At 63.7% G+C, this 13,437-nt stretch carries 11 protein-coding genes and 1 pseudogene; 6 read left to right on the forward strand and 6 right to left on the reverse strand.

Annotated elements, in window-relative coordinates; all coding sequences use genetic code 11:
• Together A3A9_RS0120730 and A3A9_RS0120735 are read right to left on the reverse strand one after the other, a co-directional pair.
• The gene (locus A3A9_RS0120730) at positions 1–795 is read right to left on the reverse strand and encodes a CoA-transferase subunit beta (protein WP_027060483.1); all 795 of its coding nucleotides are present in this window, start codon (positions 793–795) and stop codon (positions 1–3) included.
• Positions 792–1,649, reverse strand: coding sequence for a CoA transferase subunit A (locus tag A3A9_RS0120735; protein WP_027060484.1), 858 nt, complete (start codon positions 1,647–1,649; stop codon positions 792–794). The genes A3A9_RS0120730 and A3A9_RS0120735 overlap by 4 nt, the downstream gene beginning before the upstream one ends.
• Before the next feature lie 119 nt (positions 1,650–1,768).
• Here A3A9_RS0120735 and A3A9_RS0120740 point away from each other — a divergent pair, with 119 nt between their 5' ends.
• Positions 1,769–2,539, forward strand: coding sequence for an IclR family transcriptional regulator domain-containing protein (locus tag A3A9_RS0120740; protein WP_027060485.1), 771 nt, complete (start codon positions 1,769–1,771; stop codon positions 2,537–2,539).
• A 7-nt stretch (positions 2,540–2,546) separates the two neighbouring features.
• Here the strand turns inward: A3A9_RS0120740 and A3A9_RS0120745 are convergent, their stop codons facing one another.
• Genes A3A9_RS0120745 through A3A9_RS0120760 form a run of 4 tightly spaced genes read right to left on the reverse strand, consistent with a single transcriptional unit; the run spans position 2,547 to position 7,459 of the window.
• Positions 2,547–3,845, reverse strand: a complete 1,299-nt coding sequence (locus A3A9_RS0120745; protein ID WP_027060486.1) for an NAD(P)/FAD-dependent oxidoreductase — start codon at positions 3,843–3,845, stop codon at positions 2,547–2,549.
• A gap of 2 nt (positions 3,846–3,847) precedes the next feature.
• On the reverse strand, positions 3,848–5,221 hold the full coding sequence (locus tag A3A9_RS0120750) for a glutamine synthetase family protein (RefSeq protein WP_027060487.1): 1,374 nt from the start codon (positions 5,219–5,221) through the stop codon (positions 3,848–3,850).
• A 5-nt stretch (positions 5,222–5,226) separates the two neighbouring features.
• Positions 5,227–6,510: a glycosyltransferase gene (locus A3A9_RS0120755; protein ID WP_027060488.1), complete on the reverse strand. Its 1,284-nt coding sequence runs from the start codon at positions 6,508–6,510 to the stop codon at positions 5,227–5,229.
• A gap of 10 nt (positions 6,511–6,520) precedes the next feature.
• Positions 6,521–7,459 carry a GntR family transcriptional regulator gene (locus A3A9_RS0120760; RefSeq protein ID WP_027060489.1) on the reverse strand — a complete coding sequence of 313 codons (939 nt, stop codon included), beginning with the start codon at positions 7,457–7,459 and terminating at the stop codon, positions 6,521–6,523.
• A 235-nt stretch (positions 7,460–7,694) separates the two neighbouring features.
• Between A3A9_RS0120760 and A3A9_RS0120765 the strand changes: the two genes are divergently transcribed.
• The 5 genes and pseudogenes from A3A9_RS0120765 to A3A9_RS0120785 all read left to right on the forward strand — a co-directional run bounded on the left by A3A9_RS0120765 (position 7,695) and on the right by A3A9_RS0120785 (position 13,048).
• On the forward strand, positions 7,695–8,759 hold the full coding sequence (locus tag A3A9_RS0120765; protein ID WP_027060490.1) for a polyamine ABC transporter substrate-binding protein: 1,065 nt from the start codon (positions 7,695–7,697) through the stop codon (positions 8,757–8,759).
• A 318-nt stretch (positions 8,760–9,077) separates the two neighbouring features.
• Positions 9,078–9,920: an ABC transporter permease gene (locus tag A3A9_RS0120770; RefSeq protein ID WP_027060491.1), complete on the forward strand. Its 843-nt coding sequence runs from the start codon at positions 9,078–9,080 to the stop codon at positions 9,918–9,920.
• Positions 9,913–10,691 (forward strand): annotated as a pseudogene (locus A3A9_RS41255) (ABC transporter permease). The gene A3A9_RS0120770 and the pseudogene A3A9_RS41255 overlap by 8 nt, the downstream one beginning before the upstream one ends.
• Positions 10,688–11,761 (forward strand): ABC transporter ATP-binding protein, encoded by a 1,074-nt coding sequence (locus tag A3A9_RS0120780; protein ID WP_027060492.1) that lies wholly within the window; start codon positions 10,688–10,690, stop codon positions 11,759–11,761. The pseudogene A3A9_RS41255 and the gene A3A9_RS0120780 overlap by 4 nt, the downstream one beginning before the upstream one ends.
• Before the next feature lie 12 nt (positions 11,762–11,773).
• A complete protein-coding gene (locus A3A9_RS0120785; RefSeq protein WP_027060493.1) occupies positions 11,774–13,048 on the forward strand; it encodes a glycosyltransferase in 1,275 nt (424 codons plus the stop codon).
• The last annotated feature ends 389 nt before the right edge of the window (positions 13,049–13,437 follow it).

Genomic DNA, 13,437 nt, shown 5'->3' on the forward strand with positions numbered 1-13,437 from the left:
TCAGGCAGCTTTCCCTTTTCCGCTTCCTTCATGCGCCGCCTTAGTACGGGCCTGCAGGTCGCGCAATGTCTTGAGTTCGAGTTCGCTTGGCGGCGGGGTTTCGTCAAGTGCGGCGGCGAACTTGACCATCCAGCCACAGGTTTCCTGCACCTGCTGGCGCGTCACGCCCGGATGCAGCGACACGACGGTGAATTCCTTCGTCGCCGGGTCCGGCCTCCAGATGGCGAGATCGGTGATCAGCAAGGTCGGGCCAGCAGTATCGATGCCCAGTCGCTGACGGTGATCGCCGCCTTCGCCATGGCCGAACGAAGTAAAAAAGTCGATCTTTTCGACCATGCCGCGCCTGGTCTGCGCCATGGTGATGTAGATCTCCTTCGACGAGGTCGCGATCTCCGGCGCGCCGCCGCCACCGGGCAGCCGTGTCTTGGGATGGAAATAGTCGCCGATGACCGTGGTGTTGATGTTGCCGAACTTGTCGAGCTGGGCGGCACCGAGGAAACCGATCGAGATGCGGCCGCCCTGCAGCCAGTAGCGGAACATCTCCGGCACCGCGACGGTGGTGACCGCGGTCTCGCACAATTCGCCATCGCCGATCGAGAGCGGCAGCACATCGGGCGCGGTGCCGATCGTGCCACTCTCATAGATCAAGGTGATGCCAGGCGCATGCGTCAGCCGCGCCACATTGCAGGCGGCGGAAGGCGCGCCGATGCCGACAAAGCAGACATCGTCATTCCCCAGCGCGCGGCTGGCGGCGATGGTCATCATCTCGTTGGGGGTGAAGCCCAGCCCACTCATGCCGCTTTCCTCAGATGCTCGACTCGGGCCGCGAAATCGTCGGCGCTCTTTTCGATGACGTTTGCCTGCATCCAGGCTTGGAACTTTTCCCGGTCGGCGGCGATCTCGTCCCATTCCAGATAGGCGGCGTTGTCGCGCGCATAATAGCCGTGGGCGTAGGACGGGTGCGAGCCGCCGGGCACGACCGATATCGCCGCGATGGTCCAGCGCGGCAGCACGGTCAGATTGGGATGCAGATCGTCGAAATTGTCGACCACTTCCTCGACCGTCACCACGGCGCGCCTGGCGGCCAGCACCGCTTCCTTCTGGATGCCGATGATGCCTTCGACCAGAACATTGCCTTTTTTGTCGGCCTTCTGCGCATGGATGAAGGTGACGTCAGGCCGGATCGAGGGAACGGCCGCCAGCACCTCGCCGGTGAACGGACAGGTGACCGACTTGATGTTCGGATTGACCGCCGCCAAACCGGCGCCACGATAGCCGCGAAACACCGCGCAGGGCAGACCGGCAGCGCCCGCCTCATAGGCATTGGCCATGCCGGCATGGCTGTGCTCCTCGACCTCGATCGACCGGGGAAAGCCGTTCTCGATGGCGTCGCGGGCGCGCCGCAGCAGGCCGACGCCCGGATTGCCGACATAAGAGAAGATGATCTTCTTCGCCATGCCCATGCCGATCATCTGGTCGTAGATCAGGTCCGGCGTCATGCGGATCAGGGTCAGGTCGCGAAACCCCTGGCGGATCGCCTCGTGTGCCGCCGCCGTCGGGATCAGATGGGTGAAGCCTTCGAAGGCGACGGAGTCGCCATTGTTCAAATTCTCCGCAACGGCCTGTTTGAGCGGCAGGAACTTGACCATCGCATTGGCTCCGGATTCAAAAAGTTCGCATTGCGAACATATGTATTATATGCGATACTTTCTATGCTAGGGGATGGCACAGAGTCAATCCCGGCAATGATGCCGTTCCGAGGACACGAATGGACGACGAGGCTGTTTCCCGTGACCATGTCGGCTCGCTCGAGCGTGGCCTTGCCGTCATGGAAATCCTCGCACGTCATCCCTCGGGCATGACATTGACCGAGATGGCCGAGGAAGCCGGCCTGACCCGCGCCGGCGCCCGTCGTTTCCTGCTGACGCTTGTTGCCACCGGCTATGCCACGCAGGACGGCCGTGTGTTTTCGCTGTCGCCGCGCCTGCTGACCATCGCACGCACCTGGCTCGGCGGCGGCTCGCTGTGGAGCTTTGCCGCGCCCACCATGCGCGCGGTGGCGGCGCAGCTGAACGAGGCCTGCTCGGCGGCGATCCTGTCGGGCCACGATGTCGTCTATGTCGCCCGCATTCCCGGCCGCCGTATCCTCAGTGTATCGCTCGATGTCGGCACCAGGCTGCCGGCCTATTGCACGTCGATGGGCCGCATCCTGCTGGCTGGGCTGACACCAGGGGAATTGGAGGCATTTCTCAGCCAAGCGACCATAGAGAGACGGACGCCGAAGACGATCGTCGACATTAGGCTGCTTGCCGGCGCCATCGGCAGAGCGAAGGCCGCCGGCTTTGCCATCGTCGACGAGGAGCTGGAGCTCGGCCTGCGTTCCATCGCCGTGCCGATCCGCGACCGGGCGGAACGCACGGTCGCGGCCATCAATGTCTCGACGCAATCGGCGCGATTTTCGGTCGCGGAGATGGAGCGGGAAATCCTGCCGGCGCTGCTTGAGGCCAGGCAGCGCATTGAGGATTTTTTCGTGGTTTAGGTCGACCTCAATGCTTGATGCGATCCCGCATCGCGTACCAAAGCATGCCCAGCACGTAGAGCGGACCACGCAGCGTCGTTCCACCGGGAAACGGCATCGGCGTCAGCGTCGAGAAGAGGTCGAGCCGTGAGGCATCCCCCGTAATCGCTTCCGCCAGCAGCTTGCCCGACAGCGTCGACAGGATGACGCCCTTGCCGGAATAGCCATGCGCGAAATAGACCTCGCCATAGTGCCCGACATGCGGCAGCCGCGACGTCGTCACCGACACCAGCCCGCCCCAGGCATGATCGATGCGGCAACCCTTGAGCTGCGGAAAGGTGGCTTCCATATGCGGCCGCACGAAGCCGGCAATGTCGGCCGGCGGCGACGGCGTGTAGCGCTCGCCGCCGCCAAACAGCAGCCGCCCATCCGCCGACATGCGGTAGTAGTTGACGACGAAGCGCGTGTCCGACACCGCGACATTGGTCGGGATGACGTTGCGTTTGCCTTCCAGCGGCTCGGTAGCGACGATGTAGTTGCCGACCGGCATGATGCGGCTGTTGACGCGCGGCTCCAGCCCATTGAGCAGCGCATCACCGGCCAAGACGACATGCTTGGCCTTGACCGAACCCTTTGACGTCGAGACCCGGATCGAAGGCTCGCGCTCCAGTTTCACCGCCACCGAATTCTCATGGATGACGACGCCGGCGGCCACTGCCGCGCGGGCAAGGCCGAGCGTGTAGTTCAGCGGATGCATGTGGCCGCCCAGCGGCTCATACATCGCGCCATGGTAAGGGGTGTCGACCTTGGCCCGGGCGTCGGCCGCCGACAGGATCTCGACGTCGCGGAAATTCATCACGCTCTCGAGGCACTTTGCTTCGTCTTCCAAATCCTTGAGGTCGGAGCCGTTGACTGCGCCGACCAGATGGCCGGTCAGCCTGACATCGCAATCAATGGCATGGCGCTCGATGATGTCGAGCACCAGTCCGCGCGCTTCGAAGGCAAGGTCGAACAGCACCTTCGCCCGTTCGGGCCCATAGAGCTTGACTAGGCCTTTGGCTCCCTTGCGCAGGCCGGGGATCATCTGGCCGCCATTGCGGCCCGAGGCGCCCCAGCCGATCTTGCCACCTTCGAGCAGCACCACCTTCAGGCCGCGCTCGGCGGCATGAAGGGCGGCCGACAGGCCGGTGCAGCCGCCACCAACGACGACAAGGTCGGCGTCGACATCGCCGGCGAGCGCCGGATAGTCCGGAGCCGTATTGGCGGTGGCGACATAATAGGATTTGCCGACATCGAGACCGGAATTGAAACCCGTTGAAGATGTCATGATCACACCTTCAGCAGCAAATGGTCGCGTTCCCAGCTCGTCACCACGCTCTGGAACAGATCGAGTTCGACGCTCTTGACGCGCAGATAGGTCTGGAAGAAATCCTCGCCGAGCAATGCCCGCACCGGTTCGCAAGCGGTGAAGCGGTCGAGCGCTTCCTCCATGGTCTTCGGCAGCGTGCTCTTCACCTTGTAGGCATTGCCCGTGGCTTCCGCCGAACGCGCCAACTTCTGCTGGACACCGAGATAGCCGGCGAGCAGCGAGCCGGCGATCGCCAGATAGGGATTGCAATCAGCACCCGGCAACCGGTTCTCCACCCGGCGCGCCGCGCGTCCTCCTGCGGGCACGCGCAAACCACAAGAACGATTGTCATGCGACCATTCGATGTTGGCCGGCGCGCTGTGGTTCGGCCTTATGCGGCGGAACGAGTTCACGTTGGGTGCAAACAGCGGCATGATCTCGGGCACATATTTCTGCAGGCCGCCGATGAAATGGCCGAACATTTCGGTGTCGGCATCGTCAGAGCTGGCAAACAGCGCATTGCCAGTCTTCTCATCGACAACCGACATGTGCAGATGCATCGAGCTGCCGGCCTGCGCCGCGATCGGCTTGGCCATGAAGGTGGCATGCATGCCGCATTGCTGCGCGGCCTGGCGCGTCAGCCGCTTGAACAGCAGCACCTGGTCGGCCAGCGGCAATGCGTCGCCATGCAGCAGATTGATCTCCAGCTGCGCCGTGCCCGATTCATGGATCAGGGTGTCGAGCGGCAACCCGGCGGCAGCGGCATAATCATAGACGCGACGGATCACCGGCTCGAACTCTTCCAGCGCCGCCATATCATAGGGATGCTGCACGCCCTCCGCGCGGCCATTGGCGCCGACCGGCGCGGTCAGCGGTCTGTCCGGATCGGGATTGGGCGCGGTGAGATAGAATTCAAGCTCCGGCGCCACCACGGCCCGCCAGCCACGCTGGCGGTAGAGATCGAGAACGGCGCGCAGCACATGGCGCGGCGAGGTCATCCATGGCCTGCCGTCCATGTGGAAGGCGTCAGCGAAGACGTAGGCCTTGCCAGCGCCGGCACCCGGCGCCAGGCAGAGCGTCGAGACATCGGGCACCATGCGCATGTCCGGGTCCGAATAGGCAAAACCCTCATCGATCGAGCCGGTATAGCGGCCATCGATGCTGACCAGGAAGGCGCTGCTCGGCAGGTAGAGCGCGCGGTCTTCCAGGGCCTTGAGGAATTTGGCCGTTGGCAAGGCCTTGCCGCGCAGCACGCCGTTCATGTCGGGCACCAGGCACTCGACTTCATTGATGCCGTGCTGGATCAGCCAGGCCTTGGGGTCGTTGGAGGCGATATTCGTGTTTTTGTCGGGCATTTCGTTCAAGTCCGTATCAGAGAGAGTATGGCTTGCGCGGCCACGTCCGTTCCGGGTTGCAACGCCATCCGGGCTGCATTGTCCCTCAGGCGGGCGCGCATGGCATCGTCGGCCAGCAGGCCGAGAATGGCTCTCTCCAATACTCCTTCGGTCCAGGCATCCCGGCCGATATGGTCGCCAACACCGGTCTCTCCGGCGCGGCGCGCATTGTCGTGTCCGTCCCAGCAATAGGGCATGATCAGCGACGGCACGCCGAAACGCAGCGCCTCGCAAAAGCTGTTGTTGCCGCCGTGATGGATGAACAGGTCGGACTTCGCCACCACGGAAGGCTGCGGAAACCAGGCGTCGAGATAGACATTGTCGGGCACCGCCCGATAGGCATCGCGCAGGCCGCCGACATTGACGATGAAGCGCGCCGGCAGCCTGTCGAACACGGCAAGCATGCGCTCGATCAACCCGACATCCATGGCGCCGAGGCTGCCGAAGGCGACATAGACCAGCGGCCCGCCATTGCGCGGGAAGACCGGCACCTCGAACGGCCCTTCCGACCGCACGCAGCCTTCGAGATAGACGAAGCGCTGCGGGTCGAGCGGTTCGGCCCGTTCGCGCCGCACGATCGCCGGCGTCAGCAGCAGATTGAGGTCGGGCGAGCTTTCCAGGAACAGGCCCTTGGGCAATGGTGCCAGGCCGGCATCGACGCGAAAACGGTTGAAGCGGTCATGCGCCGGCGCCGAGGCCGAGAGATAGCGCGCCTCGAACGCCGCGCGTTGCGGGTCGTCCGCACCCATTCCCGAGAGATAGGGCGGCACTTCAGCGTCGGGCAATTCCGTCTCGGCGCAGGAGACGACGCGCACCCAGGGGCAGCCAGCCGTCGCGATCGCCGGGAACATGATGACATTGTCGAGCACCACGGCGTCCGGCTTCAGCCGTGCCAGCAATTGGCGCAAAGGCGACTCGGCGTTGACAGCGGTGTCGACGATCGCTTGCCAGGTCGGCGCGACATAGGTTTCGAGCTGGTCGATCGGGCTCAGCCGGAAATGCGGCAGGTGCCGGCGCACGAAAGCCTGCCAATAGCTCTGGCGTTCGCTGTCGCTCAGCGGCTCGTCGGTCGGCAGCTGGTATTCCTGGAACCCATAGTCGGCAAAGACACCGGAGAAGCCGGCATGGCAGATAAAGACGGGCCGGGCGCCCCTGGCGCGCAAGGCCTGCGCGATGCCGACGCAATTCAACGCCGCACCGAAGCTTGCTTCGGGAAACAGCGCGATGGTCGGGCTGGCTTTACGCGTCAATTAATCCTCTTCATTCCGGCCGGCTGATCATGCCGAACAGCGCGGGCGCGCCGCGACTGGCCGCTTGCGGTCGCTGGTTGCGGGAGAGCCGCAGGTGGATGCGAAGCAGGTCGGCCGCCACCTCATACTGCCGGCTTTCAAGATGGTCGAGTATGTTCAGGTGTTCCAGCAAGGATTGCCGCAGCCGGAAGACGTTGACACCGCCGTAGATGCCTGGCAGCCGGCGCAGCCTGAGATGATCGGACAGTGCATCGGTGATGAAGCGGTTGGCGCAGCCCTCTGCGATCATGCCGTGGAAATCGATGTCCAGCCGCTGGAACTCGCGCGTGTCGAAGACGGCATCCGGCAGCGCCGACAACGCGTCCATGCCCTGGCGCAACGCCGCCGCCCGCGCGCCATCCAGTCGAAAGCCCGGAGTCAGGATTGCCGCGGGCTCAAGCAGCAGCCGGAACTCATAGCTCTCACCTTGCGCCTCCGGATCGTCGGGCGCACGGCGGAAAAGCCAGGACTGGCCGGGCGCGCGGTCCAGCAGATTCTCTTCTGTCAGTTTATTAAGAGCTTTTAGTACCGTCTTTCGCTCAGCGCTGTACCGGCGCATCAGCCCTGCGGCAGTCACCGTCTGGTCCAGCCGCCGCGCCGACCGGTCGCGCAGGATCGCTTCTGCGAGTTCGTCCTCCTCCGCAGCGGGCAATTCGGTGGCAATTGCCGACTGCGCGGCAAGGTCGACAGCCAGATGATAGCCGGTATCGGCCTCCCAGCGCACGACACCCCGTTCGGCGAGCAGGCTCAGCGCCGCCCTGACCGGCGTGCGCGAGACATTGCAGAGCGAGGCAATCTGCTGCTCGGGCAGCCGTGCGCCAGGCTCGAAGCCGCGCTGGCGCGCCACATCGAGGATGCGCTGAGCCAGATCGAGATGGTTGGTGCGAGGTCGTCGGGCTGTGGCTTGCATGACTGGTCTCGGGTGGCGGACATGACCTTATTGGTTTGACCGATCGCCGGCGCGGACGCAATCAGCCAGATTCCTCGGTCGATTGGCAGATTATGGATTGACGTACTTTTTTCTGCAATAGTACTGTCTTTGCAATCGGCAGCAAAAAGACCGAGGGAACAGGATCGAGAGCTGCGGCATGGGCCGCGCCGGATCCAGCACAGAATTCGACGATCAACCGGAATGGGAGCCTGCCATGACCGCTACCAGCCCGCGGCGCCGTGCGCTCAAGGTTTCTTCAATCGCTCTCGGCCTTGCCCTCGCGCTGTCGGCGCCGGCTGGTGCCGCCGACCTCGTCATCTCCAACTGGGACGGCTACATGGCTCCCGACGCCATGGCCTCCTTCAAGACCGCGACTGGCGTCTCCGGCGAGGTGGTGGTGCACGCCACCAACGAAGAGATCATGGGCAAGCTGATTGCCGCCGGCGGCAAGGGCTATGACGTGGTCTTCGTCTCCTCGCCCTTCGCCGAGGTGCTGAACAAGCTCGGCCTGACCGAACCGATCGACCACGCCAAAATTCCCAACCTCGCCAACCTCTATCCCGAGGCGACAAAACTGCCGCACGATGTCGGCAACGCCTTCTCCGTGCCCTACACCTGGGGCACGACAGGCCTCTGCTACCGCTCGGACCTGGTGAAGACAGCGCCGACGAGCTGGAGCGATCTGCTCGCGCCCTCCGATGCGCTGAAGGGCAAGACCACCATGCTGGCGACCGATCGCTGGCTGCTGGCCGCCGGGCAGCTCGACAAAGGCTTTTCCGTCAACGAGACGGACCCGGCCAAGATGGCCGAGGTCAAGGACCTGCTGATCTCAGCCAAGAAGACCCTGCTCGCCTATGACGACACCACCTTCTATTCGAAGCTCGTTTCCGGCGAGGCGCTGATGGTGCAGGCCTGGGATGGCTGGTGCAATTACGGCATCGCCGAAAAGCCCGAGATCAAATACGTCATCCCCAAGGAGGGGTCGGACCTGTGGGTCGACACGATGGTGGTGATGAAGGCATCCGAGCACAAGGACGACGCCTTCAAGTTCATCAACTTCATGCTCGACGCCAAGAACCACGCCTGGGCAGCGCAGAACATCGACTACAAGGTGCCGAACAAGCCGGCCATGGAAAGCCTGCCGGCCGATTTCCTGGCAAAATTCCCCAACATGGCGATGCCGGTCGCCGACCTCGTCAAGTTCGAACAGCTGCGTGACGTCGGCGAAGCCCAGCGCGACTATTCCAAGATCGTCAGCGAGATCAAGGCCGCGCAGTAAGGACGGTTCCAACGGCATCCTGGAAGCAAGCTTGCGTTTCGTCGCGCCCCCCTCTGGCCTGCCGGCCATCTCCCCCTCAAGGGGGGAGATTGGCTGTGGCATCGCTTTTGCAAATCGCCGACTTTTGAAGGCAGGCGGGAGGTCGGAACTGCCGATCTCCCCCCTTGAGGGGGGTGAGGAATGGTCCGCGCAGCGGACGGGAAGCCAATTGCTTGGCTTTCCGAACGACGAACGCCCGGAGCGACACCGGAGGGCCGGGCCCGGCAGGGCAGAGGGGGTTACTTCGTGAAGTACCAACCCTCCCGCTCCTCCCTGTTGATGGCTCCCGCGTTGGTCTGGCTGACCGCGCTGATGGTGGTGCCGTGCGCGCTGGTTCTGGCGCTGGCCTTCTTCCGGCGCGGCATCTATGGCGGCATCGACTACACCTTCACGCTGGAGAATTTCGGGCTGGTCTTCGACCCGCTCTATGCCGGCATTTTCCTCAATTCGGCGCGCATCGCCGGCACCGCGACGCTGATCGCGGTGGTGATCGGCTATGCCGCCGCCTACGCCATCGCGGCGGCACCGCGTCGGTGGCAGCCGGTGTTCCTGTTCTTTGCCGTGCTGCCGTTCTGGTCCAACTATCTGATCCGGACTTACGCCTGGATCGTGCTGCTCAACCGCGAGGGCCTGATCACCCAGCTCCTGCGCTGGTTCGGCTACACCGGCGAGCCGCCGTCAATGCTCTACACCGAGGGCGCCGTCATCGCCGGCCTCGTCTACAACTATTTGCCCTTCGTCATCCTCGCCTGCTACGCACCGCTGTCGCGCCTCAACCCGGAACTCGCCGAAGCCTCGCGCGACCTTGGCGCTTCCGCCGCCACCACCCTCCGCCGTGTCATCCTGCCCCTGACCGTGCCGGGCATCGCCGCCGGCGCCGTCTTCGTCTTCGTGCTGTCGATCGGCAATTTCGTCACCCCGGCGCTGCTCGGCGGCGGCCGCTTCCAGATGATCGGCAATCTCGTCTACGACCAGTTCCTGACCGCCAATGACTGGCCCTTCGGAGCCGCTCTCGCCATGGCGCTGATCGCCATCATGCTCCTGGTGCTGATGGCGCAGGCCCTGGCCACCGACCGCGCCGCCGGGCGTGCTGCTGAGGCTAGAGGTCAAGCCGATGGCTGAGCGCTCCCCCGCCACGCGGCGCACGCTCTGGCTCGCGCTCGTCCTCGTCTTCGCCTTCCTCTACATCCCGATCGCCGTACTGGTGGCGCTATCCTTCAACGAAGGCGGACTGGCTTTTCGCTGAAATGGTATGTCTCCCTAGCCCACAATTCCGCGATCCTGTCCGCAACGCTCAACACGCTGATCGTGGCTGTCGTTTCGACGGCCATCGCCACGCTGCTCGGCACGCTGCTGGCCATCGGTGTCGAGATGCGCCGGCAATATGGCATGGGGCTCGAAGCGCTGATCTTCGCGCCGATGATCATCCCCGACATCGTGCTGGCGATCGCATTGCTGTCGTTCTTTTCCATGCTCAATTTGACCATGGGCCTGCACACCATCATCCTTGCCCATGTCGTCTTCAACCTCGCCTTCGTCTGTTCGGTGGTGCGCGCAAGGCTGAAGAGTTTCGACTGGTCGATCGTCGAAGCCTCCGCCGATCTTGGCGCATCCGCGCTCACCACTTTCCGGCGGGTGACCTTGCCGGTCATCGCGCCGGCGGTGATCGCCGGCGCGCTGCTTGCCTTCACGCTGTCGGTCGACGAGTTCATCATCGCCTTCTTCACCGCCGGCGCCGGTCGCGCCTCGACCACGCTGCCGATGCAGATTTACGCGATGATCCGCTTCGGCATCACGCCCGAGATCAACGCGCTGGCGACGATCGTCATGGCGGTTTCGATCACCGCGCTGACCCTGTCGCAGCGCCTTAACCGTGGGATCATCGGCCAATGAGCGAACCACGCACGCTGCTGGCCATCGATCATGTGTCAAAGAAGTTCGGCCAGGTCACCGCCGTCGACGGCATCTCGCTCGATATCCGCGAAAATGAATTCTTCGCGCTGCTTGGACCCTCCGGCTGCGGCAAGACCACGCTGCTGCGCATGCTGGCCGGTTTCGAGACGCCGAATGACGGGCGCATCCTGCTCGATGGCCACGACATCGCCCGGACCCCGCCCAACAAGCGGCCGGTCAATCTGATGTTCCAGTCCTATGCACTGTTTCCGCATATGAGCGTCCGCGCCAATGTCTCCTACGGGTTGGAAATGGAGCGTTTGCCCGCGGCCGAAATCCGCTCCCGCGTCGATGCCATCCTGGCGACCACCGAACTCGTCCCGTTCGCCGATCGCAAGCCCGAGCAATTGTCCGGCGGCCAGAAGCAGCGTGTCGCGCTCGCCCGGGCGCTGGTCAAGCGGCCCCGGCTGCTGCTGCTCGACGAGCCACTCGGCGCGCTCGACAAGAAACTGCGCGGCGCCATGCAGCTGGAATTGAAGCGCCTGCAGCACGAGGTCGGCATCACCTTCGTCATCGTCACCCACGACCAGGAAGAATCCCTCGTGATGGCCGACCGCATGGCGGTGCTGAAGGACGGCAAGCTGCTGCAATGCGACACGCCGCACGCGATCTATGAACATCCGGCGGATCGTTTCGTCGCCGACTTCATCGGGGTGATGAATTTTGTCCCCGGCAAAGCGTCATCCGATGGCGTGGTCGCCGTGAATGGCGCGCGCATCGCCGGTAAGGTTCCCGCCGCACTTTCGCCTGGCGCGCCCGCCGTCGCGTCCGTGCGCCCCGAGCGCATCAGGCTGTTCCCATCAGGCGAGACCGCAAACCGCACCACCGGCACGGTCGAGGCACTGGCGTATCACGGGCTCGATTTGCAACTGCATGTCCGCACGCCTTTGTCACCAAAACCGTTCCTGGTGCGTGTCACCGCAGATGCCGCCGACCGCCGGCCGGTGGCGTCGGGCGACCAGGTCGAGCTCGGCTGGGATGCCGCCGATGTCAGAATTTTTGAGGAATAGAGGAGAAGCCTGATGGCGCAGAAGACGATCGCCTTTTTCCCGGAAGCCGCCTACGGCCCGGCGCTCAATTCCGTCGGCATCGCGCAAGCCGTCGAGGCCCGTGGCCACAAGGCCGTGTTCCTGTCCGATCCCGGCTTTGTCGAGGTCTACAGGGGCTATGGCTTCGAGGCGCATCCGGTGAACCTGTCGGAGCCGATGCCGCCCGAGCAGATGGCCAAGTTCTGGGAGGACTTCATCAACGGCCACATCCCGAATTTCCGCAAGTCGCCCTACGACCAGGTCGACAACTATGTGAAGGACTGTTGGACGGCGATCGTCGACAGCGCCAAATGGGCGCAGAAGGATCTGCCGCGCGTTCTGGCCACCATCAAACCGGATGTCATCTGCGTCGATAACGTCATCCTGTTCCCGGCCATCAAGCAGTTCGGCAAGCCGTGGGTGCGTGTCATCTCCTGCTCGGAAAACGAGATCGAGGACGAGGATATCCCGCCGCATCTCTCCGGCTGCGGCGAGAGCGACCATGCCGGTCACCAGCGCTACCGCGACCATTTCAACGCGGTGATCAAGCCGATCCATGACGACTTCAACGCCTTCCTCACCGCCAACGACGAGGCGCCCTATCCGGTCGGCCAGTTCTTCGAGGCCTCGCCCCATCTCAATCTGCTGCTTTATCCCGAAGCGGCAAAGTTCAAGCGCCGGCATCCGCTTGATCCCCGACAATTCCAGTATCTGGAAGGCTGCGTGCGGCAGGAGAAACCTTACGCTGTACCGACCTTCGCGGAGAATAATGACGGCCCGCTGCTCTATGTCTCTTTCGGCAGCCTCGGCGCCGGCGATGTCGAGCTGTTGAAGCGCATCATCGTTACACTCGGCAAGACGCGCTACCGCGCGCTGGTCAATGTCGGCGGCTACAAGGACCAGTACACGGACGTGCCCGGCAACATCATCGTCGATAGCTGGTTTCCGCAGCCCTCGGTCATCCCGCAGGTCGACGCGGTCATTCATCATGGCGGCAACAACTCGTTCACCGAGTGCCTCTATTTCGGCAAGCCGGCCATCATCATGCCCTATGTATGGGACGGCCACGACAACGCCACCCGCGTCGAGGAAACCGGCCACGGCTTCGGCATGCCGCGTTACGATTGGAACGATGCCGAGCTGGTCGCGAAGATCGAAGCATGCCTGACTGATCCGAGGATAAAGGCGAAGCTGGCGAAGACCTCGGCGCAGATGCACGTGCAGAACGGGCCGGAAAAGGCGGCGGGGTTGTTGGAGGCGCTGCTGTGAGTGGATTGGTTGATATGCCGCGCCAAGGCACCCCCCTCTGGCCTGCCGGCCATCTCCCCCTCAAGGGGGGAGATCGGCTGTCCCTATGGCTTTCGCCAATCGCAGAGGTCGTAAAGCAAGTGCCGCCGCAACAGCTGCCAATCTCCCCCCTGTTTGGACCGGAGACATCGCGAACAGGTGTGCGAAGACATCGCGAACAGTTTCGTGCGCTTTGCGCGGGGAGGTTCGTGNTGCCATTCGAGGCCAGGAGCGTGATGAACCAGAAGGAAGAATTTGTGCGCCTGGCGCTGGCGCCGGGTGCGAATGTGAGTGCGCTGTGCCGTCGCTTCGGGATCGGCCGGACCTGCGGGCACAAGCTGATCGCGCGCTTTCGCGCGCAAGGCGAGAGC

This window comes from Mesorhizobium loti CJ3sym (assembly GCF_000472785.1).
Lineage (GTDB): Bacteria > Pseudomonadota > Alphaproteobacteria > Rhizobiales > Rhizobiaceae > Mesorhizobium > Mesorhizobium loti_E.